This window comes from Pseudomonas sp. BN414 (genome assembly GCF_029871275.1).
Classification (GTDB): Bacteria; Pseudomonadota; Gammaproteobacteria; order Pseudomonadales; family Pseudomonadaceae; genus Metapseudomonas; species Metapseudomonas resinovorans_C.
Genome location: NZ_SSOL01000054.1, coordinates 171,884 through 193,521, shown reverse-complemented (window position 1 = coordinate 193,521; position 21,638 = coordinate 171,884). Strand labels below are relative to the sequence as shown.

General features: G+C 63.6%; 19 protein-coding genes. 14 read left to right on the top strand and 5 right to left on the bottom strand.

Annotated features, from left to right (window positions below):
• Positions 1 to 89 precede the first annotated feature (89 nt).
• Positions 90 to 1,154, bottom strand: coding sequence for a ChuX/HutX family heme-like substrate-binding protein (locus E8E95_RS11400; protein WP_280350076.1), 1,065 nt, complete (start codon positions 1,152 to 1,154; stop codon positions 90 to 92).
• A 17-nt stretch (positions 1,155 to 1,171) separates the two neighbouring features.
• Entirely contained in the window at positions 1,172 to 1,795 is a 624-nt protein-coding gene (locus E8E95_RS11395; protein WP_280350074.1) for a TonB family protein, read from the bottom strand.
• A 315-nt stretch (positions 1,796 to 2,110) separates the two neighbouring features.
• Between E8E95_RS11395 and E8E95_RS11390 the strand changes: the two genes are divergently transcribed.
• Together E8E95_RS11390 and E8E95_RS11385 are read left to right on the top strand one after the other, a co-directional pair.
• Positions 2,111 to 4,408, top strand: a complete 2,298-nt coding sequence (locus tag E8E95_RS11390; protein WP_280350072.1) for a TonB-dependent hemoglobin/transferrin/lactoferrin family receptor — start codon at positions 2,111 to 2,113, stop codon at positions 4,406 to 4,408.
• Positions 4,409 to 4,493: 85 nt separating this feature from the next.
• The gene (locus E8E95_RS11385) at positions 4,494 to 4,817 is read left to right on the top strand and encodes a Rieske (2Fe-2S) protein (RefSeq protein WP_280350070.1); all 324 of its coding nucleotides are present in this window, start codon (positions 4,494 to 4,496) and stop codon (positions 4,815 to 4,817) included.
• A 3-nt stretch (positions 4,818 to 4,820) separates the two neighbouring features.
• On the opposite strand, the gene sfsA is transcribed toward E8E95_RS11385, so the two are convergent.
• On the bottom strand, positions 4,821 to 5,528 hold the full coding sequence (gene sfsA / locus E8E95_RS11380) for a DNA/RNA nuclease SfsA (protein ID WP_280350068.1): 708 nt from the start codon (positions 5,526 to 5,528) through the stop codon (positions 4,821 to 4,823).
• Entirely contained in the window at positions 5,525 to 6,700 is a 1,176-nt protein-coding gene (locus E8E95_RS11375) for a pyridoxal phosphate-dependent aminotransferase (RefSeq protein ID WP_280350065.1), read from the bottom strand. Before E8E95_RS11375 ends, sfsA begins: the two co-directional genes overlap by 4 nt.
• 193 nt (positions 6,701 to 6,893) lie before the next feature.
• On the opposite strand from E8E95_RS11375, the gene dksA reads away from it, so the two are divergent.
• The 11 genes from dksA to pgi all read left to right on the top strand — a co-directional run bounded on the left by dksA (position 6,894) and on the right by pgi (position 19,442).
• Entirely contained in the window at positions 6,894 to 7,337 is a 444-nt protein-coding gene (gene dksA / locus E8E95_RS11370) for an RNA polymerase-binding protein DksA (protein ID WP_077522916.1), read from the top strand.
• Positions 7,338 to 7,385: 48 nt separating this feature from the next.
• Positions 7,386 to 8,270, top strand: coding sequence for a tRNA glutamyl-Q(34) synthetase GluQRS (gene gluQRS / locus E8E95_RS11365; RefSeq protein WP_280350120.1), 885 nt, complete (start codon positions 7,386 to 7,388; stop codon positions 8,268 to 8,270).
• Between the two features lie 60 nt (positions 8,271 to 8,330).
• A complete protein-coding gene (locus E8E95_RS11360) occupies positions 8,331 to 8,507 on the top strand; it encodes a hypothetical protein (RefSeq protein WP_003095129.1) in 177 nt (58 codons plus the stop codon).
• Positions 8,491 to 11,445, top strand: coding sequence for a sensor histidine kinase (locus E8E95_RS11355; protein ID WP_280350063.1), 2,955 nt, complete (start codon positions 8,491 to 8,493; stop codon positions 11,443 to 11,445). Before E8E95_RS11360 ends, E8E95_RS11355 begins: the two co-directional genes overlap by 17 nt.
• A 22-nt stretch (positions 11,446 to 11,467) precedes the next feature.
• On the top strand, positions 11,468 to 12,895 hold the full coding sequence (locus E8E95_RS11350; protein ID WP_280350061.1) for a sigma-54 dependent transcriptional regulator: 1,428 nt from the start codon (positions 11,468 to 11,470) through the stop codon (positions 12,893 to 12,895).
• Positions 12,896 to 13,576: 681 nt separating this feature from the next.
• Positions 13,577 to 14,983 carry a polynucleotide adenylyltransferase PcnB gene (locus tag E8E95_RS11345; protein WP_280350059.1) on the top strand — a complete coding sequence of 469 codons (1,407 nt, stop codon included), beginning with the start codon at positions 13,577 to 13,579 and terminating at the stop codon, positions 14,981 to 14,983.
• 2 nt (positions 14,984 to 14,985) lie between these two features.
• Positions 14,986 to 15,486, top strand: a complete 501-nt coding sequence (gene folK, locus E8E95_RS11340; protein WP_280350057.1) for a 2-amino-4-hydroxy-6-hydroxymethyldihydropteridine diphosphokinase — start codon at positions 14,986 to 14,988, stop codon at positions 15,484 to 15,486.
• Positions 15,487 to 15,588: 102 nt separating this feature from the next.
• Positions 15,589 to 16,389 carry a 3-methyl-2-oxobutanoate hydroxymethyltransferase gene (panB, locus tag E8E95_RS11335; protein ID WP_280350055.1) on the top strand — a complete coding sequence of 267 codons (801 nt, stop codon included), beginning with the start codon at positions 15,589 to 15,591 and terminating at the stop codon, positions 16,387 to 16,389.
• The gene (gene panC / locus E8E95_RS11330) at positions 16,386 to 17,246 is read left to right on the top strand and encodes a pantoate--beta-alanine ligase (protein WP_280350053.1); all 861 of its coding nucleotides are present in this window, start codon (positions 16,386 to 16,388) and stop codon (positions 17,244 to 17,246) included. Before panB ends, panC begins: the two co-directional genes overlap by 4 nt.
• 80 nt (positions 17,247 to 17,326) lie before the next feature.
• Entirely contained in the window at positions 17,327 to 17,707 is a 381-nt protein-coding gene (gene panD, locus E8E95_RS11325; protein WP_003457244.1) for an aspartate 1-decarboxylase, read from the top strand.
• A gap of 70 nt (positions 17,708 to 17,777) precedes the next feature.
• On the top strand, positions 17,778 to 19,442 hold the full coding sequence (gene pgi / locus E8E95_RS11320) for a glucose-6-phosphate isomerase (protein ID WP_280350051.1): 1,665 nt from the start codon (positions 17,778 to 17,780) through the stop codon (positions 19,440 to 19,442).
• A 74-nt stretch (positions 19,443 to 19,516) separates the two neighbouring features.
• Here pgi and E8E95_RS11315 read toward each other — a convergent pair whose 3' ends face one another.
• The gene (locus tag E8E95_RS11315; protein ID WP_280350049.1) at positions 19,517 to 20,491 is read right to left on the bottom strand and encodes a helix-turn-helix domain-containing protein; all 975 of its coding nucleotides are present in this window, start codon (positions 20,489 to 20,491) and stop codon (positions 19,517 to 19,519) included.
• Positions 20,492 to 20,595: 104 nt separating this feature from the next.
• On the opposite strand from E8E95_RS11315, the gene E8E95_RS11310 reads away from it, so the two are divergent.
• Positions 20,596 to 21,636 (top strand): DJ-1/PfpI family protein, encoded by a 1,041-nt coding sequence (locus tag E8E95_RS11310; RefSeq protein ID WP_280350047.1) that lies wholly within the window; start codon positions 20,596 to 20,598, stop codon positions 21,634 to 21,636.
• The last annotated feature ends 2 nt before the right edge of the window (positions 21,637 to 21,638 follow it).

The following is a 21,638-nucleotide window of genomic DNA, read 5'->3' as shown; positions in this document are numbered from 1 at the left end:
CCATCGCTGAATGCGGGAAACGCCAACGCCCTGCTTTCACAGGGCGTTGGCCTGGATCGGGGGCGCAGCGCGCCCCTGGCTGCTCGACCTCAGAACGCCGGCGCGGTTTCCGCCAGTGCTCGCCAGTCCTCGCGCTCAGCAATACCGGGTTTGCGCGCGCCGAACAATTGCACGACCAACTGCCCTTCGGCATCGAAGGCCTCCCAGCTGGTGATCACGCCATCGGTGCTGGGCTTGCGCACGCGCCACAGCTCAGTCACGCCAGCAGTCTGCAGGTGCAGGTTGAATTCCGGATCGAGCACATTGAACCAGGTATCCAGCCACTTCAGGTTGCTGACGGTACCGCTGTGGATCTGGATGCAGTGACGGTTGCCTACGAACACCATGATCGGCACTTCACGGGCACCGGCTTCTTCCATCAGGCGCGGCAGCTCAGTGGTGTCCAGTTGTTCGGCCCATTGGGCACCGGCCAGACGCAGTGCCTGGGTGCGCTCGGCACCGTGTTTTTTCAGCAGGGCGAAGAAGTGGTGAGTGTCTTTCAGGGCGGCCCAGCCTTCACGCAGGGAGGCGACGTCGATCTCGGCATCGGGCTTGGCCTGAACCGGCTCGGGATGCGGGCGGAGCTCGAGATCGTCGCTCTGCTCTTCGGCGCGGAAGCGCTCCACCAGCGGCTCCCAAGCAGCCAGCTCGCTGTCGTCGGTGAGAAACACCTTGTGCACGGCGATGCCCTGCTGGTCGAAGATCTGCACGCTGCGCTGGGTTCCGCGCTGGGTTTCTTCGGCAACCGCGAAAACGCTGGCCCAGCCGCCCATGAACAGGCGCAGGTCGATATCGGCGGAGACCACCAGGCCCATCTGGCCGTTAGCCATGACCGACACCTCGCGGTAGTAGCCCTTGCGCTCGTGTACGCAATGTTCGTTACGGGTCAGCGCCATGATGTAGCCCAGCTCACCCAGGGCAGGCAGCAGATTGGCCCAGTCGGGGCGCAGGCGCACGGTATCGACGCCAAGGCGGCTGGCGGTCAGTTCGGCCTCGCTCACGGACAGGCGCTGGGCGGCGTCACGTGCGCGCAGGCGCGGCTGCTCGGAACGCAGTGTCTGCCACGCCTGGTAAAGCGGGGAAACCGGGCTAGTGGTCGAAGTTTGCAGGCTCATCTGAAGCTCCTTGTGATTCAGCGACTCGCCGAAAGGGCGAACTCAATAGGGATGTGCACGCGGCTAGGCACAGGCTGGCCGTTCTGGGTTTCGGGACGGAAGCGCCACGCGGCTACCGCATCCATGGCGGATCTATCCAGGCTCTCAACGCCGGAGGAGCGCAGGAGCCGTATCTCTCGAAGCAGGCCTTTGTCATCAAGGCGCACCTCGACCAGGACAAGGCCCTGCTGATTACGACGCTTGGCCTGGGCCGGATAGATGGGGGGCTTGGGCGGCGTGAGGAACGAAGGCTCACGACTGAAAACTTCAGTGACAACCGGTTTGGACGCTGCCGCAGGTGCACTGGCGGCGGCTGCCTGCGCAGGACGACTGGGCGCCGCGCTAGCCGCAACGGCCTGCGCTTCGGTCGGCGTATTGGCTTTAGCTTTTGTGGACTCGGCCGGCACAACGGGCTTGGCAGGAGCCGGACGGGGCTTGCTCGCCACCACGGGCTTGAGCACCGGCCGCTCGACCTTTACCGGCTGAGTCGGCCTGGTCGGGAGCGCCGGCTGCATTGCCGGAGCAGAGGCTGTTACGGGGGCAGGTTCGGGTTCAGGGCTGACCAGCATGACCATCATCGGCGGGGACAACTGCAGCGACATGCCCGGCTCTTTCTGCAGGTCATGCAGGAGCCAACCCGCAACGAGGTGCAGGGCAAGGACAGACAAGAAGCAGTACAGGAAGCGCGGCATCGCAAGGGCCAATTTCCAAATACGAATGCATTTGATTATTATTTGAATTTATCTGTCAACGCCATTATGGTTCTGCGCCGATATCAACCTGCGATCACCAGTAAGACCTGACGAACGAGCTCCGAAAAAGGCGGAAAAATCGCTGGAACGGATGCCGCCACGCCGGAACGAACCGGCGTTTCCCAGTCAGGGAACTCGTACGCCTTGCTAATCAGGAGCCTTGCCATGCCGCTGCGTCCGCCCTTTGCCCGTCGATCCGGGCTTGCTCTGATGTTGCTCTGTCCTTCCCTCGTGCTGGCTGCCGAAAAGGCCGCCAGCCAGTTCGACACCATGACCGTGACGGCTACCCGCAGCGAGCAGCGCCTCGACGAGGTTCCCAGCACGGTGTCGGTCCAGACCGAGCGCGACATCGACCAGAAGAACGCGAACAACATTCGCGACCTGGTGCGCTACGAGCCGGGGGTTTCGGTGGGTGGGGCCGGCAGCCGCTTCGGCCTGTCCGGCTTCACCATTCGCGGCATCGGCGGCAACCGCGTGCTGACCCAGGTGGATGGCGTGTCCGTGCCGGACGCCTTCAACTTCGGCCCCTTCCTGAATGCCCAGCGCAACTACATCGACCCGGATATCGTCAAGCAGGTGGAAATCATCCGCGGCCCGGCCTCTTCGCTTTACGGCAGCGATGCCATCGGCGGTGCGGTGAGCTTCCTGACCAAGGATGCCGCCGACTATCTGGACGAAGGCGATGACGCCTACGCCCGTCTCAAGACCGGTTACAGCAGCGCCGACAACAGCTGGCTGCGCAGCGCCACCTTCGCCGGTCGCCAGGGCGTCATGGATGGCGTGCTCCACCTGGGCCGTCGCAGTGGCGACGAAGTCGAGACCTTCGGTGGCCGTGGCGGCACCGGCGCCGGCCGCGAGGAAGCCAACCCGCAGGACTTCACCACCGACAACCTGCTGGCCAAGATCGGCTGGAACTATGCGGGCAACGATCGCCTGCAACTGAGCTACGAGAGTTTCCATGACGACGTGGACACCCGCGTGCTCAGCGAAGCGTCGACCCTGACCTCCACCGCCCTCGGCGGCGGGATGTTCAGCAACGCCCTGATCGCGGCAAGCAACGCCACCGACAGCACCAACCGTGAACGCATCAGCCTGGAACACCAGTTGGAGCTGGATACCGTCTTCGCCGATCAGTTGAAATGGCAGCTCAACCATCAGGACAGCAAGATTCGCCAGCAGACCGATCAGAGCCGCTACAGCTGGGTCGCCTTCAACCGCAATCCGGTACCGCCAGCGTCCGCCTTCGAACGCCTGCGTACCCGCGACTCGACCTACGAGGAAAAGCTCTGGTCGCTGAACAGCCAGCTCGACAAGTATTTCGCTGTCGGCGCTACCCAGCACCACCTGATCTACGGCGTCGATCTCAAGCGCCTGGAAAGCAGCGACCTGCGCAAGGGCAACGAGGTTCGCGTCAGCACCGGCCAGCCCCTGCCGCCGGCCTTCGGCGCGGAAACCTTCCCGCTGAGCGACTTCCCCGATCCGGTCACCCACGAATACGCCCTGTTCGTCCAGGACAGCATCGAGATCGGCCGCTGGACCCTGCTGCCAGGCCTGCGCTACGACTACTACGAGCTCAAGCCCGACGTGACCGCGGAATACCTGAACAGCAATCCGGTGAACCGCAATCCTTCCGACTTCAGCGACAACCAGCTGTCGCCCAAGCTGGGTGTCACCTACCGCCTGGACGACTCGCACAGCCTTTATGGCCAGTACGCCGCCGGCTTCAAGGCACCAGAGCCTGTGGATATCTTCGGTGAGTTCGTCAACGCCGGGATGGGCTACCAGACCATCGCCAATACCAGCCTGAAGCCGGAAACCAGCGACAGTTATGAAGTGGGTCTGCGCGGCAAGTACGACACCGGCAGCTTCGGCGTGGCGCTGTTCTACAACCGCTATGAGGACTTCATCGACCAGGTGACCATTCCCGACCCGACCGGCAACAACCTGCTCACCTTCCAGTCGCAGAACCTGAACAAGGTGACCATTCGCGGGGCCGAGGCGAAGGGTGAGTTGTTCCTCAATCAGTTCGGCCTGCCCACTGGCACCCGCCTGATCGGGTCCATTGCCTATGCACGCGGCAAGAACGAGGAAACCGGCGAGCCGATCAACAGCATCGACCCGCTCAAGGCCGTCATCGGTCTGGGTTACGCCGAGCCGACCGGCAAGTTCGGCGGCGAACTGGCCTGGACCCTGGTCAAAGGCAAGGACCGCATCGACCAGACGAACAACGCCAGCCTGCGCATCACCGAGCAGTTCGCCACGCCTGGATACGGGACCCTGGACCTGAACACCTGGTGGCAGGTCACCGATGCCTTCGCGGTCAACGCGGGCCTGTTCAACCTGACCGACAAGGAATACTGGCAGTGGGGCGACGTCCAGGGCCTGGACGCCAACAGCCGCAGCCTTGGCCGTTACACCCAGCCGGGCCGCAACGCCTCGGTCAACCTGGTCTGGGAAATCTGACGCCTTCAAGGTTCAGCACACGGATGTGCCCCTCTTGGCAATCCACGGCGGCGCGCGATAATGCGCGCCTGCCGTGGAGAAGCCGATGATCCTGCTTTGCCGCCCCGATGAGCTGGCCGAAGGTCAGAGTCGGGGCTTTGTCGTTGATGACCTGAAGATTCTGCTGGTGCGCCGGCACGGGCAGGTCCATGCCTATGAGAACCGCTGCCCACACCGGGGCATTCCCCTGGAGTGGACGCCGGACCAGTTTCTCGACCACAGCGGCAGCCTGATCCAATGCGCCGCCCATGGTGCGCTGTTCCTGATCGAATCCGGCGAATGCGTCACCGGCCCCTGCGTCGGCGAAGTGCTGGAGCCGGTCGGCATTGTCGAAGATGCCGAGGGCATCTGGCTGCTGGACGCAGCCTGAGGCTCAGATCCTCACATCAAGACGGCGACAGACGCGCACTTCCTCCGGCGTCAGTTCGACCCCATAGGCCAGCACTTCGACACCGGCAGTAACGGCCTCACGCAAGGCCGCCGCATAAGCCGGGTCGATTTCCTCGGCCGGGCGCACCGCCTCGATCTCCGACAGGTTCACGCAATACAACTGCACAGCCCGCACGCCAGCGCGAGCCAGCGCGGCAAGCTCGCGCAGATGTTTGCTGCCCCGCGCGGTGACCGCATCCGGAAATGCCGCGACCGGCGTGCAATCGAAACCCAGCGTGACACTCTTCACCTCGATGAAGGCCGGACCATCAGCGAAGTCCAGCCGGAAGTCCGCGCGGCTGTTTTCCTGCCCATAGGCGACTTCACGCTTGAGGCTGGCGAAACCCGCCAGTTCGGGGATGAGGCCCGTCTTCAACGCTTCCTCAACCAGGGCATTGGCACGGGCGGTGTTGACGCAGGCCAGACGTCCCTGGGGTGTTTCGGCGATTTCCCAGGTACCGGGCAATTTGCGCTTGGGATCGTTGGAGCGACTGAACCAGACCCGGCAGCCCTCGCTCATGCAATTCAACATCGAGCCGGTGTTGGGGCAGTGAATGGTCAACTGCTCTCCCGCAGCGGTCTCGATGTCCGCGAGGAAACGCTTGTAACGCTTGAGCAGCCTGCCCTCTTCCAGGGCTGGGGCGAACTTCATTTGCCCGCCCAGGTCTTCAGGCCGCGCGCCAGCCGCTGCACCGCCTCTTCCAGGCGCGGCAGGCTCTGCGTATAGGCGAAGCGCACATGATGACCGGCCTGGTAGCGGCCGAAATCCAGGCCCGGCGTGAAGGCCAGATGTTCGGTTTCGATGAAATGCCGACAGAAGGCATAGGCATCGCCGCCAAAGGCGGAAATGTCCGCATACAGATAGAAGGCGCCCTCCGGCTCGACCGCGATTCGGAAGCCCAGGTCGCGAAGGGCCGGCATCAGGTAGTCGCGGCGGCGAGCGAACTCTTCGCGGCGCTGCTCGAAGATCTCCAGTGTCCGCGGCTGGAAGCAGGTCAGCGCGGCGTACTGGGCCATCGAAGGCGCACTGATATAGAGGTTCTGCGCCAGCTTCTCCAGTTCAGGCACGGCATCGGCGGGCGCTACCAGCCAACCGAGGCGCCAGCCGGTCATGCCGAAATACTTGGAGAAACTGTTCAGCACGAAAGCGTCGTCATCCACTTCCAGCACGCTGCTGGCGTCCATCCCGTAGGTCAGGCCGTGGTAGATCTCATCCACCACCAGATGACCACCGCGAACTTTCAGGGTCTGCGACAACGCCGCCAGTTCATCGGCGTGCAACACCGTGCCCGTAGGATTGGCCGGCGAGGCGACCAGCGCCCCCACACTGTCGGAATCCCAGTGCCGTTCGACCAGCTGCGGGGTCAACTGATAGCGGGTTTCCGGCCCGACCGGCACCAGCTGCGCACCACCTTCCACAAGCCGCAGGAAGTGGCGGTTGCAGGGATAGCCGGGGTCGGCCAGCAGCCAGTGCTTGCCCGGGTCCACCAGGAGGCTGCTGGCCAGCAGCAGTGCCCCGGAGCCTCCGGGGGTGATGAGAATGCGATCCGGGTCTATGTTCAACCGATAGCGCGATGCGTAGAAGCCGGCGATGGCTTCGCGCAGTTGTGGCAAGCCGCGAGCGGCGGTGTAACGGGTATGCCCGGCGGCCAGGGCTTCCTGTCCGGCCTGGATGATGGGCTCGGCGGTGGTGAAGTCCGGCTCGCCGATTTCCAGGTGGATCACATCATGACCCGCCGCCTGGAGTTCGTTGGCGCGAGCCAGCAGGGCCATGACGTGGAAGGGTTCGATGGCGCGGCTGCGTGCACTGTAGGACTGGGCCATTGGCCTTCCTTTATTAAGGCAAAGAGAGGATTCTAACCAATGGTCCCTGGACGCTGCAGCATGTACGACGCCGGGGAGTGGCGTACCCGGATTTGATCTGGTAAGTTCGCCCGCTTGCAGCCGCAGGGCCGGCACCGCCGGCGATGGACCATAATCCTGCGCAATGGATTAAGAAAGTGAGAGGCGGCCATCCATGCCCACCAATGCAAAACAACAGAACAGCCAGTTGATTCGTGGCTTCGTGCCCTACCAAGAGACCAAGGGCGAGGAGTACATGAGCGACAGCATGCGTGCTCACTTCACCAACATCCTCAACAAGTGGAAGCTGGAGTTGATGGAAGAGGTGGATCGTACCGTGCACCACATGCAGGACGAAGCTGCCAACTTCCCCGATCCGGCCGACCGCGCTAGCCAGGAAGAAGAATTCAGCCTGGAACTGCGGGCCCGCGACCGTGAGCGCAAGCTGATCAAGAAGATCGACGAGACGCTGCAGCTGATCGAAGACAACGATTACGGCTGGTGCGACTCCTGCGGCGTCGAGATCGGTATTCGCCGACTGGAAGCCCGCCCCACCGCCACCCTCTGCATCGACTGCAAGACCCTGGCGGAGATCAAGGAAAAGCAACTCGGCTCCTGATGCCGAAACGGGGCGCCAATGGCGCCCCGCTGCTTTGTCCACAACGTGATGTCCCCTGCCTATATCGGGCGCTTCGCCCCCACGCCCAGCGGCTATCTGCATTTCGGCTCGCTGGTCGCCGCCCTCGCCTCCTACCTCGATGCCCGCTCAGTCGGCGGCCGTTGGCTGCTGCGCATGGAAGACCTCGATCCGCCACGGGAGGTGGAAGGTGCCCAGGCAGCGATCCTCCAGACACTGGAGAACTATGGATTCGAGTGGGACGGCGAAATGGTGCGCCAAAGCGACCGCCACGAGGCGTACGCCAAGGTGATCGACCGTCTCTATGAGCTGGGTCTGGCCTATGCCTGCACCTGTTCGCGCAAGCAGCTGGAAGGCAGCCTGGGTATCTATCCGGGGACCTGCCGCAACGCCCAGCATCCCCAGCACGATGCCGCCATCCGCATCCGTGTGCCGGAGCTGGACTACCACTTCGTCGACCGTGTGCAAGGCGAATACCGCCAGCACCTGGGACGGGAAGTGGGCGATTTCGTCATCCGCCGCCGTGATGGGCTCTATGCCTATCAGTTGGCCGTGGTGCTGGACGATGCCTGGCAAGGTGTTACCGACATCGTGCGGGGCGCCGACCTGCTGGACTCCACGCCGCGCCAGCTCTATCTGCAGGAACTGCTCGGATTCCGCCAGCCGCGCTATCTGCACGTGCCACTGATCATCCAGCCGGATGGCCACAAGCTGGGCAAGTCCTACCGCTCGCCGCCCTTGCCGGCCGACAGCGCCGGACCGCTACTGGCACGCGCGCTGCGCACCCTCGGCCAGGAGCCGCCCGCTGAACTGGCCGAAGGCAGCCCCCGAGAAGCACTGGACTGGGGAATCGCCCATTGGGATGCCACGCGCATTCCGCGTTGCCGAACACTGGCCGAAACACAGCTGCGCTAGCCACTCGCCGCCGTACCGGGCATTCGCTACCATCGCGGCAGACACGACGAGAATTGCGGCATGTACATCTATCGACTGGTCCTGCTCCTGGTGGTGGGAATCTACCTGTTCTCCCCCGCCATCATGGATTGGTGGATCGACCCCAACGGCGCCTGGTACCGCCCCTACCTGCTGTGGCTGATCCTGATCGTGGTGACCTTCATTCTGCAGAGTCAACGCGATGCTGATGAGCTTTAGCCTCACCCAGCTGATCCTGATCAGCGCTGCCTATCTTCTGGCCCTGTTCGGCGTGGCCTGGCTCAGTGACCGGGGCTTCGTCCCGCGCTGGATCATCCGCCACCCGCTGACCTACACCCTGTCCCTGGGCGTGTACGCCAGCGCCTGGGCCTTCTACGGCACCGTCGGACTGGCCTATCAGTACGGCTATGGTTTCCTCGCCAGCTACCTGGGCGTGTCGGGCGCATTCCTGCTGGCGCCCGTGTTGCTCTATCCGATCCTGCGCATCACGCGCACCTACCAGCTGTCATCCCTGGCGGACCTCTTCGCCTTCCGCTTCCGCAGCACCTGGGCCGGCGCGCTGACCACGGTGATCATGATCATCGGCGTGCTGCCGCTACTGGCGCTGCAGATCCAGGCCGTGGCCGACTCGATCGGCATCCTCACCCGCGAGCCGGTGCACAACCGCGTCGCTTTCAGCTTCTGCGCCCTGATCACGCTGTTCACCATCCTCTTCGGCGCACGCCATATCGCCACCCGCGAGAAGCACGCCGGCCTGGTGTTCGCCATCGCCTTCGAATCGGTGGTCAAGCTGGTGGCCCTGGGCGGTATCGGCTTCTATGCCCTCTACGGCGTATTCGGCGGCCCACGCGAACTGGAGCTGTGGCTACTGCAGAACCAGGCCGCCCTCTCCACCCTGCACACGCCTTTGCAGGAAGGTCCGTGGCGCACGCTGCTGCTGGTGTTCTTCGCATCGGCGATCGTCATGCCGCACATGTACCACATGACCTTCACCGAGAATCTCAACCCACGCGCCATGGTCAGCGCGAGCTGGGGCCTGCCCCTGTTCCTGCTGTTGATGAGCCTGGCCATTCCGCTGATTCTCTGGGCCGGCCTCAAGCTGGGCGCCACCACCAACCCTGAGTACTTCACGCTCGGCCTCGGTATTGCGGTCGACAATCCGGTGCTGGCCTTGCTCGCCTATGTCGGGGGCCTGTCCGCTGCCAGTGGCCTGATCATCGTGCTGACCCTGGCGCTCTCCGGCATGGCCCTGAACCACCTGGTGCTGCCGCTCTACCAGCCACCGGCCGAAGGCAACATCTATCGCTGGCTGAAGTGGACCCGCCGCGCGCTGATCGCCTTCATCATCATGGGCGGCTACGGTTTCTACCTGCTGCTGGGCGCCGAGCAGGACCTCTCCAACCTCGGCATCGTCGCCTTCGTCGCCACCCTGCAATTCCTCCCCGGCGCGCTGTCGGTGCTCTATTGGCCGACGGCCAACCGCCGCGGCTTCATCGCGGGCCTGCTGGCGGGCTTCATCGTCTGGCTGTTCGCCATGCTGCTGCCGCTGGTGGGCAACCTGCAGGGCGTCTACCTGCCGCTGTTCAACGCCATCTACGTGCTCGACGACACCAGCTGGCACATCGCAGCCATCGCCTCCCTGGCAGCCAACGTGCTGATCTTCACCCTGGTCTCGCTCTTCACCGAAGCCAGCCCCGAAGAACGCAGCGCCGCCGAAGCCTGCACCGTGGACAACGTACGCCGCCCGCAACGCCGCGAACTGGTGGCCAGCTCGCCGCAGGAATTCGCCAGCCAGCTGGCCAAGCCCCTGGGCGCCAAGACGGCACAGAAGGAAGTGGAACAGGCGCTACGCGACCTGCACTTGCCCTTCGACGAACGCCGTCCCTATGCCCTGCGCCGCCTGCGTGACCGCATCGAAGCCAACCTCTCCGGCCTGATGGGCCCGAGCGTTGCCCAGGACATGGTGGAAACCTTCCTGCCCTACAAATCCGGCAGCGAAGGCTACGTGACCGAGGACATCCACTTCATCGAAAGCCGGCTGGAGGACTATCACTCGCGCCTCACTGGCCTGGCCGCCGAACTGGACGCCTTGCGCCGTTACCATCGCCAGACCTTGCAGGAACTGCCCATGGGCGTCTGCTCGCTGGCCAAGGACCAGGAAATCCTGATGTGGAACCGCGCCATGGAGGAACTGACCGAGATTCCTGCCCAGCGCGTCGTGGGATCGCGCCTGTCCACCATCGCCGAGCCCTGGAAAGGATTGCTGGAAGGCTTCATCAATCTGCCCGATGAGCACCTGCACAAACAGCGCCTGACCCTGGACGGCCAGGTGCGTGCACTCAACCTGCACAAGGCGGCGATCGAAGAACCCCTGGCCCCTGGCAGCAGCGGACTGGTGCTGCTGGTGGAAGACGTGACCGACACCCAGTTGCTGGAAGACAAGCTGGTGCACTCCGAGCGCCTTGCGTCCATCGGCCGCCTGGCAGCCGGCGTAGCTCACGAGATCGGCAACCCCATCACCGGCATCGCCTGCCTGGCGCAGAACCTGCGCGAGGAACGCGAAGGCGATTCCGAGATCAAGGAACTCAGCAGCCAGATCCTCGAACAGACCAAGCGCGTCACGCGTATCGTTCAGTCGCTGATGAGTTTCGCCCACGCCGGTGGCCGCCAGCAGGCCAGCGAGCCGGTGTGTCTGGCTGAGGTCGCGCAGGATGCCATCGGGCTGCTGTCACTGAACAAGCGCAGCATCGATGTGAACTTCTTCAACCTCTGCGATCCGCAGCACGTCGTCGAAGGCGACCCGCAGCGTCTCGCCCAGGTCCTGATCAACCTGTTGTCCAACGCCCGCGACGCGTCCCCAGTGGGTAGCGCGATCCGCGTGACTAGTGAAGCCTCGGAACACACCGTCGATCTCGTCGTGGAAGACGAAGGTAGCGGCATTCCGAAGGCGATCATGGACCGCCTGTTCGAACCCTTCTTCACCACCAAGGACCCAGGGAAAGGGACCGGCCTTGGCCTTGCACTGGTCTATTCGATCGTGGAAGAGCATTATGGACAGATAACCATCGAAAGCCCGGCCGACTCCGAGAGCCAGCGCGGCACCCGAATCAGGGTGACGTTGCCTCGTTTTGTCGAAGCTACATCCGCCGTGAGCTGAGACCGTCTAGAGAGCCGAATTAATGCCACACATTCTGATCGTCGAAGACGAAACCATCATTCGCTCTGCCTTGCGACGCCTGCTGGAACGTAACCAGTACCAAGTCAGCGAGGCCGGTTCCGTACAGGAAGCCCAGGAGCGTTACAGCATTCCCGGTTTCGACCTGATCGTCAGCGACCTTCGCCTGCCCGGCGCTCCCGGTACCGAACTGATCAAGCTGGCCCAAGGCACCCCGGTGCTGATCATGACCAGCTACGCCAGCCTGCGCTCGGCAGTGGATTCGATGAAGATGGGCGCGGTGGACTACATCGCCAAGCCTTTCGACCATGACGAAATGCTCCAGGCGGTCGCGCGCATCCTCAAGGAACGTCAGGAAGCCAGGTCGACCCCGAGCGAACGCCCCAGTGCGGGCCGAGGCGGCGACAAGGCCCCAGCCGCCAACACCGATGGCGAGATCGGCATCATCGGTTCCTGCTCGGCGATGCTCGAGCTCTACAGCAAGATCCGCAAAGTCGCCCCGACTGACTCCACCGTATTGATCCAGGGAGAGTCCGGCACCGGAAAGGAACTGGTGGCCCGCGCCCTGCACAACCTTTCCCGTCGCGCCAAGGCGCCACTGATTTCGGTGAACTGCGCGGCCATCCCGGAGACGCTGATCGAATCGGAACTCTTCGGCCACGAGAAAGGTGCGTTCACCGGCGCCACCGCCGGCCGTGCCGGTCTGGTGGAAGCTGCCGACGGTGGCACCTTGTTCCTCGACGAAATCGGCGAACTGCCACTGGAAGCCCAGGCGCGTCTGCTCCGCGTCCTGCAGGAAGGCGAGATCCGCCGAGTGGGCTCGGTGCAGTCGCAGAAGGTCGATGTGCGTCTGATCGCCGCCACCCACCGCGACCTCAAGACGCTGGCCAAGACCGGCCAGTTCCGCGAGGACCTCTATTACCGCCTGCACGTCATCTCCCTGAAACTGCCCGCCCTGCGCGAGCGCGGTAACGACGTTCTGGAAATCGCCCGCTCCTTCCTGGCGCGCCAGTGCTCCCAGATGGGGCGCGAAAGCCTGCGTTTCGCTGCGGATGCCGAACAGGCCATCCGCCACTACAACTGGCCGGGCAACGTACGTGAGCTGGAGAACGCCATCGAGCGCGCGGTGATCCTGTGCGAGAGCCCGGATATCTCGGCAGACCTGCTGGGCATCGACATCGAACTGGATGACCTGGACGACCTGGACTTCAACGAAGCCGCAGCCCCAGCCCAGGCCAACAACACAGCCCACGAACCCACTGAAGACCTGTCGCTCGAAGACTACTTCCAGCACTTCGTGCTGGAGCACCAGGATCACATGACTGAAACCGAGCTGGCCCGCAAACTGGGTATCAGCCGCAAATGCCTGTGGGAACGCCGCCAGCGCCTGGGTATCCCACGCCGCAAATCGGGCGCCGCAGCCGGGCCTTGAGCACCCGGCGAGGGTGACAGTACGGAAACACAACAGGTTCCGTTTGCTGTTACCCCGCCTAACATCACGTAACAAAGCCGGGTTTAAAGGTAACGAAAACCCGGCTTTTTTTTGCCCCTCGCTCAGCCATCGATCCTCGCAAAGCCTTGATTTACAAGGAATCTCAAAAGTTGGCACGGCTTCTGCTTTATCTCCGGCACAACAACAATAACAAACGCTGAACCCCACAATAAAAACAAGACGTATCGACTCCAGCACAACAAAAACAAAACAGCGGAGGCGCAGCTAACTGATTCTTTTGGAGAGGAATTGCCCTTGGGGCTCGCCCCACAGCCAGACCGAGAACAATAAAACTGTCCCGAGACAGCACCCGTACTGGTTGGGTCATGGAATGATCAAGGCACCATCAGCGTCCAAAGCAATCCGTTTGCTATTAACCCTCGATTGGAGGGCATATCCAGAGGTGAAGTGCCTGCTGGACCGGGTCGAACAACAAAAACACCAAGCCCGAAACAATAAAAACAAAGCACGCACCAATTTGGGGGGGAGCTTCGGCTCCCCCAGTAGCTTTGTCTCCTTTCAGAGCTTTTCTTCTCCATCCCCCCTCCCAGTGCTAGAATCCGCGGCCATCGTGCGCCCATATCCTTTTCTGGCCGTCCATTCCGCAAAACAGTGCATCCCATGCTGAAGAAGCTGTTCCAGTCTTTCCGATCTCCCCTGCGCCGCGCGCAGCATCCGCGCAGCACACCCGAAGTACTGGGCAATAATCAGCACTCGCTGCACCGCTCGGGCATCAGCCGCAACGCCGTGGTGGTCGTAGACCGCCTGCAGAAGGCGGGTTATCAGGCCTATGTCGTTGGCGGCTGCGTCCGCGACCTGCTGCTGAACCTGCGCCCCAAGGATTTCGACGTGGCCACCAGCGCCACCCCGGAACAGGTGCGTGCCGAATTCCGTAATGCGCGAGTGATCGGCCGTCGCTTCAAGCTGGCCCATGTGCAGTTCGGCCGAGAGATCATCGAAGTCGCCACCTTCCGCGCCAACCACCCGCAAGGTGAAGACGAGGAAGACAGCAACCAGGCCTCGCGCAATGAAAGCGGTCGAATCCTCCGCGACAACGTCTACGGCAGCCTGGAAGACGACGCCCAGCGTCGTGACTTCACCATCAATGCGCTCTACTACGATCCGACCACCGAACGCATCCTCGACTACGCCCATGGCGTGCATGACATCCGCAATCGGCTGGTGCGCCTGATCGGTATCCCCGAGCAGCGTTACCAGGAAGACCCGGTGCGCATGCTGCGTGCCGCGCGGTTCGCCGCCAAGCTGGACTTCGAGATCGAGAAACACAGTGCTGCGCCCATTCGCCGCCTGGCACCGATGCTGCGCGAGATTCCCTCGGCGCGCCTGTTCGACGAAGTGCTCAAGCTGTTCCTCAGCGGCAAGGCCGAGCGCACCTTCGAGCTGCTGGTGGAGTACGACCTCTTCGCCCCGCTGTTCCCGGCCAGCGCCGCTGCGCTGGAACGTGACCCCGAGTACACCGGTCGACTGATCCGCCAGGCGTTGATCAACACCGACGAACGCATCCGCCAGAACAAACCCGTTACCCCCGCGTTCCTCTTTGCCGCTTTGTTGTGGCCGGCCCTGCCCGCCCGTGCGGCGCAGCTGCAGGAACGCGGCATGCCGCCGATCCCGGCAATGCAGGAAGCCGCCCACGGCCTGATCATGGAACAGGTCCAGCGCACCGCCATTCCCAAGCGTTTCAGCATCCCGATTCGCGAGATATGGGACATGCAGGAACGCCTGCCACGCCGCAGCGGCAAGCGCGCCGACCTGTTGCTGGAAAATCCGCGCTTCCGTGCCGGTTACGACTTCCTGCTGCTGCGTGAAAGCGCTGGTGAGCAAACCGATGGACTGGGCGACTGGTGGACCGATTACCAGGACGCCAGCGACAGCCAGCGCCGCAACATGATCCGCGAGCTGAGCGCCAAGGATGACCAGCAGCCCTCGGGTCAGCGTCGCCGTCGCGGTGGCAGCCGCCGCCGTCGTGGCCCGCGCAGCGACAACGCCCCTGGCACTCCGAGCGAGTAATCATGGAGCGTGTGTACATCGGCCTCGGCAGCAATCTCGCCGAACCCGTCAGCCAGCTGCGTGGTGCCCTCGCAGCACTGGCCGACCTGCCCCGCACCCGGCTCGCTGCCGTTTCCTCGCTCTATGCCAGTGATCCGCTCGGCCCGCCGGACCAGCCCCGCTACGTCAATGCCGTCGCGGCCCTGGAAACCGAACTCGCGCCGCTGGAACTGCTGGATGCCCTGCAAACCATCGAGCTTGCGCAGGGGCGCGTACGCAAGGACGAGCGCTGGGGACCCCGCACGCTGGACCTGGACATTCTCCTGTTCGGCCAACGCCGGATCGACGAGCCGCGGTTGCAGGTCCCGCACTACCACATGCATGCCCGCGCCTTCGTGCTCTATCCCCTGGCGGAAATCGCCGTCGACCTGCAGCTGCCCGATGGGCGCCCACTGCAAACGCTGCTGGACGCCTGCCCCTTCGAAGGCCTCGAGCGCCTGCCCGACCTGGCGGTAACGCCGTAACAGGTCGGTAACACCTGCAATTGACTTCATGCCCCCCCATCGGGACTATAAGCGTCCCGTTGCCCCGCACCGGTGCAAACCGGTGCCGATGAGGACGTTTTCATGCCTGATGTGACCCTGACCACCCTGCAAGAGCTCAAGCTGAAAGGCGAGAAGATCGCCATGCTGACAGCCTATGACGCTACTTTTGCCCAGGCCGCCTGCCAGGCCGGCGTGGATGTGCTGCTGGTGGGTGATTCCCTTGGCATGGTCCTGCAAGGCCATGACAGCACCCTGCCGGTCAGCGTGACCGAAATGGCCTATCACACTGCAGCCGTGAAGCGCGGTAACCAGGGCGCGCTGATCATCAGCGACCTGCCGTTCATGGCCTATGCCAACCTCGAGCAGACCTTCGCCAATTCCGCCGCGCTGATGCAGGCCGGTGCCCACATGGTCAAGCTGGAAGGCGCCGCCTGGTTGGCCGAGCCCATTCGCCTATTGGCCGAGCGCGGTGTGCCGGTCTGCGCCCACCTGGGCCTGACCCCGCAAGCCGTCAACATCCTCGGCGGCTACAAGGTCCAGGGTCGCCAGGAAGCCCAGGCGCGCCAACTGCGCGCCGACGCCATGGCCCTGGAACAGGCTGGCGCAGCCATGCTGCTACTGGAATGCGTGCCCAGCGAACTGGCCGCCGAAATCACCCAGTCGGTGAAAATCCCGGTAATCGGCATCGGCGCGGGCAGCGCCACCGATGGCCAGGTACTGGTCCTGCACGACATGCTCGGCCTGTCCCTTACCGGCCGCGCGCCCAAGTTCGTGAAAAACTTCATGGAAGGTCAGACCAGCATTCAGGCTGCGCTCACTGCCTATGTCCAGGCCGTCAAGGACGTCACTTTCCCCGCAGCCGAACACGGATTCTCCGCATGATCACCGTCAAGACCGTCCGCGAATTGCGTGCCGCCATCGCCCGCGCACGCAACGAGGGCAAGCGCATCGGCTTCGTGCCGACGATGGGCAACCTCCACGCCGGGCACGTCGCCCTGGTGGAGAAGGCCAGCCAGCGAGCCGACTTCGTGGTCGCCAGCATCTTCGTCAACCCGCTGCAATTCGGACCCAGCGAAGACCTGGCCAAGTATCCGCGTACCCTGGTATCCGACCAGGAGAAGCTGGTGGCCGCTGGCTGCCAACTGCTGTTCCATCCGGACGTGGAAGAGATGTACCCGGACGGCATGGACGGCCAGACTCGCGTAAATGTGCCACTGGTGTCCGAAGGTCTCTGTGGCGGTAGCCGCCCTGGTCATTTCGAGGGCGTCGCCACCGTCGTCAGCAAGCTGTTCAACATGGTCCAGCCTGACCTCGCAATATTCGGCGAGAAGGACTTCCAGCAGTTGGCAGTCATCCGCAAGCTGGCGCGCGACCTGAACATGCCGATCCAGGTCATGGGCGAACCCACGGTGCGTGCCGAAGATGGCCTGGCCCTGTCGTCGCGCAATGGTTACCTGGATGACGCCCAGCGCGCGGCCGCGCCTGCCCTGTACCGCACCCTGCAGCAACTGGCCTCCGCCATCCGTGCAGGCCGCCGCGATTTCGCCGCGCTGGAGCAGGAAGGCCATGCCGAACTGGCCAGGGCCGGTTTCCGCCCGGATTACCTGGAAGTCCGCGAAGCGCTGAATCTGCGCCCCGCAGGCGACAAGGACCATCAGTTGGTGATCCTCGGTGCCGCCTTCATGGGTAACACCCGTCTGATCGACAATCTTGCCTTCAACCTCGAAGCGCAAGCCTGATCGACGCCCGTCATAGCCTTGAACCCCCTCGGGGGTTCGGGCAAACTCTGCCGCCGCCCGCATCCTGACGAGGAAAAGCCATGCACGCCATCATGCTCAAGGCCAAACTGCACCGCGCCGAAGTCACCCACGCTGTGCTCGACTACGAAGGTTCCTGCGCCATTGATGGTGAATGGCTCGATCTCGCCGGCATCCGCGAGTACGAACAGATCCAGATTTACAACGTCGACAACGGCGAACGTTTCACCACCTACGCCATCCGCGGCGAAAACGGCTCGCGGATGATCTCGGTGAATGGCGCCGCAGCGCACAAGGCCAAAGTGGGTGATCGCGTGATCATCTGCGCCTACGCTCACTACAGCGAAGCGGAACTTGCCAATTTCAAACCGCGTATGCTGTACATGGCTCCGGGCAACGAACTCAGCCATACCAGCAACGCGATTCCGGTACAGGTTGCCTGAGACCGGACAGCTGAATGACCCGAAGCCCGGACTTATCCGGGCTTTTTCATAAGTCGCACACAGGTACTCCATGGATCACCACCTGACGCCGCTCGATGTCACCCAACTGCCCACCTGGGCCGCGCTCCGCCAGCATCGCCAGGACCTTGCCGGCTTCAGCCTGCGCCAGGCGTTCGCCGAAGACTCCGAGCGTTTCAAGCAGTTCAGCCACAGCGCCTGCGGCCTGCTGTTGGACTTCTCGAAGAACCTGATCCGTGCCGACACCCTGGACCTCCTGGTCAAGCTGGCGGAAGAAGCCCAACTCGGCGATGCCATCAAGGCCATGTTCTGGGGTGACGTGATCAACGCCTCCGAGGGCCGTCCGGTGCTGCACACCGCACTGCGCCGCCCCATTGGCGACAAGGTCTGGGTTGACGGCGTCGACGTGATGCCGGAAGTCCATCGCGTTCTGCACCAGATGACCGAACTGGTCGGCTACGTACACAACGGCCTGTGGCGCGGCTACACCGACAAGCCCATCACTGACGTGGTGAATATTGGTATCGGTGGCTCCTTCCTCGGCCCGCAACTGGTCTCCGAAGCGCTGCTGCCCTTCGCGCAGAAGGGTGTGCGCTGCCACTACCTGGCGAACATCGACGGCAGCGAGTTCCGCGAACTGGCCTGCCGCCTGAACGCTCAAACCACATTGTTCATCGTCTCCAGCAAGTCCTTCAGCACCCTGGAAACCCTGAAGAACGCCCAGGCTGCACGTGCCTGGTACCTGGCTCAGGGCGGCAGCGAAGAGGAGCTGTACCGGCACTTCATCGCCGTTTCCAGCAACAAGGAAGCGGCGGTGGCCTTCGGCATCCGCGAAGAGAACATCTTCCCAATGTGGGACTGGGTTGGCGGTCGTTATTCGCTCTGGTCCGCCATTGGCCTGCCGATCGCCATGTCCATCGGCATCTCCAATTTCAAGGAACTGCTCTCCGGCGCCTACAGCATGGACCAGCATTTCCAGAGCACCCCGTTCGACCGCAACATCCCGGTGATCCTCGGCCTGCTCGGTGTCTGGTACGGCGACTTCTGGGGCGCACACAGCCACGCGATCCTGCCCTACGACTACTACCTGCGTAACTTCACTGACCACCTGCAGCAACTGGACATGGAGTCCAACGGCAAGAGCGTGCGCCAGGACGGCACCCCCGTCACCGCCGGCACCGGTCCTGTGATCTGGGGTGGTGTCGGCTGCAACGGCCAGCACGCCTATCACCAGTTGCTGCACCAGGGCACCCAACTGATTCCGGCGGACTTCATCGTCCCGGTATCCAGCTACAACCCGGTGGCCGACCACCACCAGTGGTTGTTCGCCAACTGCCTGTCCCAGAGCCAGGCGTTGATGCTTGGCAAGTCCCGTGAAGAGGCTGAGGCCGAACTGCGCGCCAAGGGCTTGCCGGAAGAGGAAGTGCAGCGCCTGGCACCGCACAAGGTCGTGCCCGGCAATCGCCCGAGCAATACCCTGGTAGTGGAACGCATCAGCCCGCGCCGCCTGGGTGCGCTGATTGCCATGTACGAACACAAGGTCTACGTGCAGAGCGTGCTCTGGGGCGTCAATGCCTTCGACCAATGGGGTGTGGAACTCGGCAAGGAACTGGGCAAGGCGGTCTATTCACGCCTCACCGGCCAGGACGAAGCCCAAGCCGAGGATGGTTCGACCCAAGGCCTGATCGACTTCTTCCGCGCGCGTCACCGCGGTTGATCCTTATCGCGAATGAATTCGCTCCCACAGGCTGAATCGCACTTGTGGGAGCGAATTCATTCGCGAATCCCTTCCTACCGGCAAAACCGCTGCCGATACTCGCTCGGCGTTATCCCCAACGCCTGAACGAACGCCCGGCGCAGGTTGTACTCGCTGCCGAACCCGCTCTTCTCCGCCGTACGCTTGAGTGACGACGCGCCCTGCTCCAGCAATCGACAGGCCTCTTCCAGCCGCAGCTGAAACAGCAGTTTCGCGGGAGTCACCCCCAGTTCCGCCTGGCAATGCCGGTGAAGCGTCCGCGGCGATACCGCCATCTCCGCCGCCATCAACTCGATGTCCAATGCTTCGTGCAGGCGTCCGCGCAACCACTGGACCAGCTTCTCCAGCACGCCTCCCGAGGGTGCCTGCTGCGCCAGCAGTTCGGCGCTGAACTGCCGCTGCCCTCCTGGCCGGCGTAGGTACATCACCAGCCCCTTGGCCACCTGCAGCGATACCGTGCGGCCATGGTCCTCCTCCACCAGGCTCAGGCAGAGGTCCATACCGGCCGTCACCCCAGCCGAGCTGAAGAAGCACCCGTCGCGAACGAACAGCGCGTCTTCCTGCACCCGCAATTTCGGGAACAGCCGTTTCAGCAGCACCGCGTACTTCCAGTGGGTCACCACCGGACGACCATCGAGCAAACCGGCCTGGGCCAGCAGGAAAGCCCCGGTGCACACTGAACCGCAACGGGCCGTTCGGTTAACCGCGTCCTTGAGCCAGCGCGCCAGCACGCCCTGCGCCATCGCCCGTTGCACGCCAAAGCCGCCCGCCACCAGTAGCGTGCACCCCGCCAGGCTTCTCGGCTCCGGCAGGGCTTCGGTCATCAGCTCCAGCCCGGTGCTGGAGCGCACCAACCCGCCGCTGACGGAGATGCCCTGCAGGACATAGGCAGGCCCCGCCTCCTCCGGCAGGTGCCCGCTGACAGCGGCGAACACTTCCGCCGGGCCGGTGGCATCCAGCAGCTGGAAGTCCGGGAAGACCAGTAGCAGCACACGATGGGATTGCGGCATGGGGCATTACTCGAACGATGGGCTGGCAGATATTCACTGATAGCTGTCATTCCTGACATTCGCCTGCACACCACACTGCTCATCCCCATTTTCGGAGAAGCCCCATGCGCGCCCTCCTGCTGGCCCTGACCCTTTACCTCCCCCTGCTGGTCCACGCAGAAGCACTCCAGCCCTACCAGCCGCGCTTCGGTCGCGAACAGCCGCTGGTGGCGGTGGTCGGCGAGAACCGCATGACCGAACTGGTGGATTACCTGGTGCCCTTCGGCCTGCTCAGCCGCGCCGGGGTCGCCGCAGTGATCGCCCTGTCCACCCGCGAAGGGCCGTTGCAGATGATGCCGGCGCTGCGGCTCGAAGCACAGGCGACCACCGCCGAATTCGAACAACGTTATCCACAGGGGGCGGACTACCTGATCGTGCCTGCCGTGCACCACAGCGATGATCCCGCCCTTACCGCCTTCGTCGCCGGACAGGCCGCCAAAGGCGCCACCGTCGTCGGTATCTGCGACGGCGTGTTGGTACTGGGCCACGCCGGCCTGCTCCACGGCCGCAGGGCCACCGGCCACTGGTATTCGAAGGCGCAGCGCGAGGCAGACTTTCCCGACACCCGCTGGCAGGTCGACCGGCGCTATGTGGTGGACGGCAAGCTGCTGACCAGTTCAGGCGTCAGCGCCGCCTTACCTGTGTCCGTGGCGCTGGTGGAAGCCATCGCCGGTCCCGAGAAAGCGCTCGCCTTCGCACGCGAGATCGGTCTGGCGGACTGGTCCGTCGAGCACCAGAGCCAGACATTCGCCTTCGGCCCCGGCGGTTACCTGACGGCCGCGGCCAATTACCTGGCCTTCTGGCGCTTCGAGACCCTGATCCTGCCGCTACGACCCGGGATCGATGAAGCCACCCTCGCATTGCGCGCCGATGCGTGGGCCCGCAGTTTCCGCAGCACTGTGCTGGCCGTGGGCGGTGGTCCGGTGAGTACCCGTTACGGCCTGGCGCTGCTGCCCGATGCCCCCGCAGGTGGGGAATCTACCCTCCCCGACAGCGATGCGGCTCCCGGCCAGGTGCTGGACGAAACGCTGGACGAGATCGCCGCACGCTATGGCAGCACCACCGCCGCCTTCGTCGCCGCCCAGCTGGAGTATCCACGCCGCTGAAC

Excerpts from the sequence above, each read along its gene's own strand:
- E8E95_RS11310 (WP_280350047.1), top strand. The coding sequence starts at position 20,596 with ATGCGCGCCCTCCTGCTGGCCCTGACCCTTTACCTCCCCCTGCTGGTC.
- E8E95_RS11315 (WP_280350049.1), bottom strand. The coding sequence starts at position 20,491 with ATGCCGCAATCCCATCGTGTGCTGCTACTGGTCTTCCCGGACTTCCAG.
- gluQRS (WP_280350120.1), top strand. The coding sequence starts at position 7,386 with ATGTCCCCTGCCTATATCGGGCGCTTCGCCCCCACGCCCAGCGGCTAT.
- E8E95_RS11360 (WP_003095129.1), top strand. The coding sequence starts at position 8,331 with ATGTACATCTATCGACTGGTCCTGCTCCTGGTGGTGGGAATCTACCTG.
- E8E95_RS11385 (WP_280350070.1), top strand. The coding sequence starts at position 4,494 with ATGATCCTGCTTTGCCGCCCCGATGAGCTGGCCGAAGGTCAGAGTCGG.
- E8E95_RS11395 (WP_280350074.1), bottom strand. The coding sequence starts at position 1,795 with ATGTCGCTGCAGTTGTCCCCGCCGATGATGGTCATGCTGGTCAGCCCT.
- E8E95_RS11350 (WP_280350061.1), top strand. The coding sequence starts at position 11,468 with ATGCCACACATTCTGATCGTCGAAGACGAAACCATCATTCGCTCTGCC.
- E8E95_RS11375 (WP_280350065.1), bottom strand. The coding sequence starts at position 6,700 with ATGGCCCAGTCCTACAGTGCACGCAGCCGCGCCATCGAACCCTTCCAC.
- panC (WP_280350053.1), top strand. The coding sequence starts at position 16,386 with ATGATCACCGTCAAGACCGTCCGCGAATTGCGTGCCGCCATCGCCCGC.
- pgi (WP_280350051.1), top strand. The coding sequence starts at position 17,778 with ATGGATCACCACCTGACGCCGCTCGATGTCACCCAACTGCCCACCTGG.
- dksA (WP_077522916.1), top strand. The coding sequence starts at position 6,894 with ATGCCCACCAATGCAAAACAACAGAACAGCCAGTTGATTCGTGGCTTC.
- panD (WP_003457244.1), top strand. The coding sequence starts at position 17,327 with ATGCACGCCATCATGCTCAAGGCCAAACTGCACCGCGCCGAAGTCACC.
- E8E95_RS11345 (WP_280350059.1), top strand. The coding sequence starts at position 13,577 with ATGCTGAAGAAGCTGTTCCAGTCTTTCCGATCTCCCCTGCGCCGCGCG.
- E8E95_RS11355 (WP_280350063.1), top strand. The coding sequence starts at position 8,491 with ATGCTGATGAGCTTTAGCCTCACCCAGCTGATCCTGATCAGCGCTGCC.
- sfsA (WP_280350068.1), bottom strand. The coding sequence starts at position 5,528 with ATGAAGTTCGCCCCAGCCCTGGAAGAGGGCAGGCTGCTCAAGCGTTAC.
- panB (WP_280350055.1), top strand. The coding sequence starts at position 15,589 with ATGCCTGATGTGACCCTGACCACCCTGCAAGAGCTCAAGCTGAAAGGC.
- E8E95_RS11400 (WP_280350076.1), bottom strand. The coding sequence starts at position 1,154 with ATGAGCCTGCAAACTTCGACCACTAGCCCGGTTTCCCCGCTTTACCAG.
- E8E95_RS11390 (WP_280350072.1), top strand. The coding sequence starts at position 2,111 with ATGCCGCTGCGTCCGCCCTTTGCCCGTCGATCCGGGCTTGCTCTGATG.
- folK (WP_280350057.1), top strand. The coding sequence starts at position 14,986 with ATGGAGCGTGTGTACATCGGCCTCGGCAGCAATCTCGCCGAACCCGTC.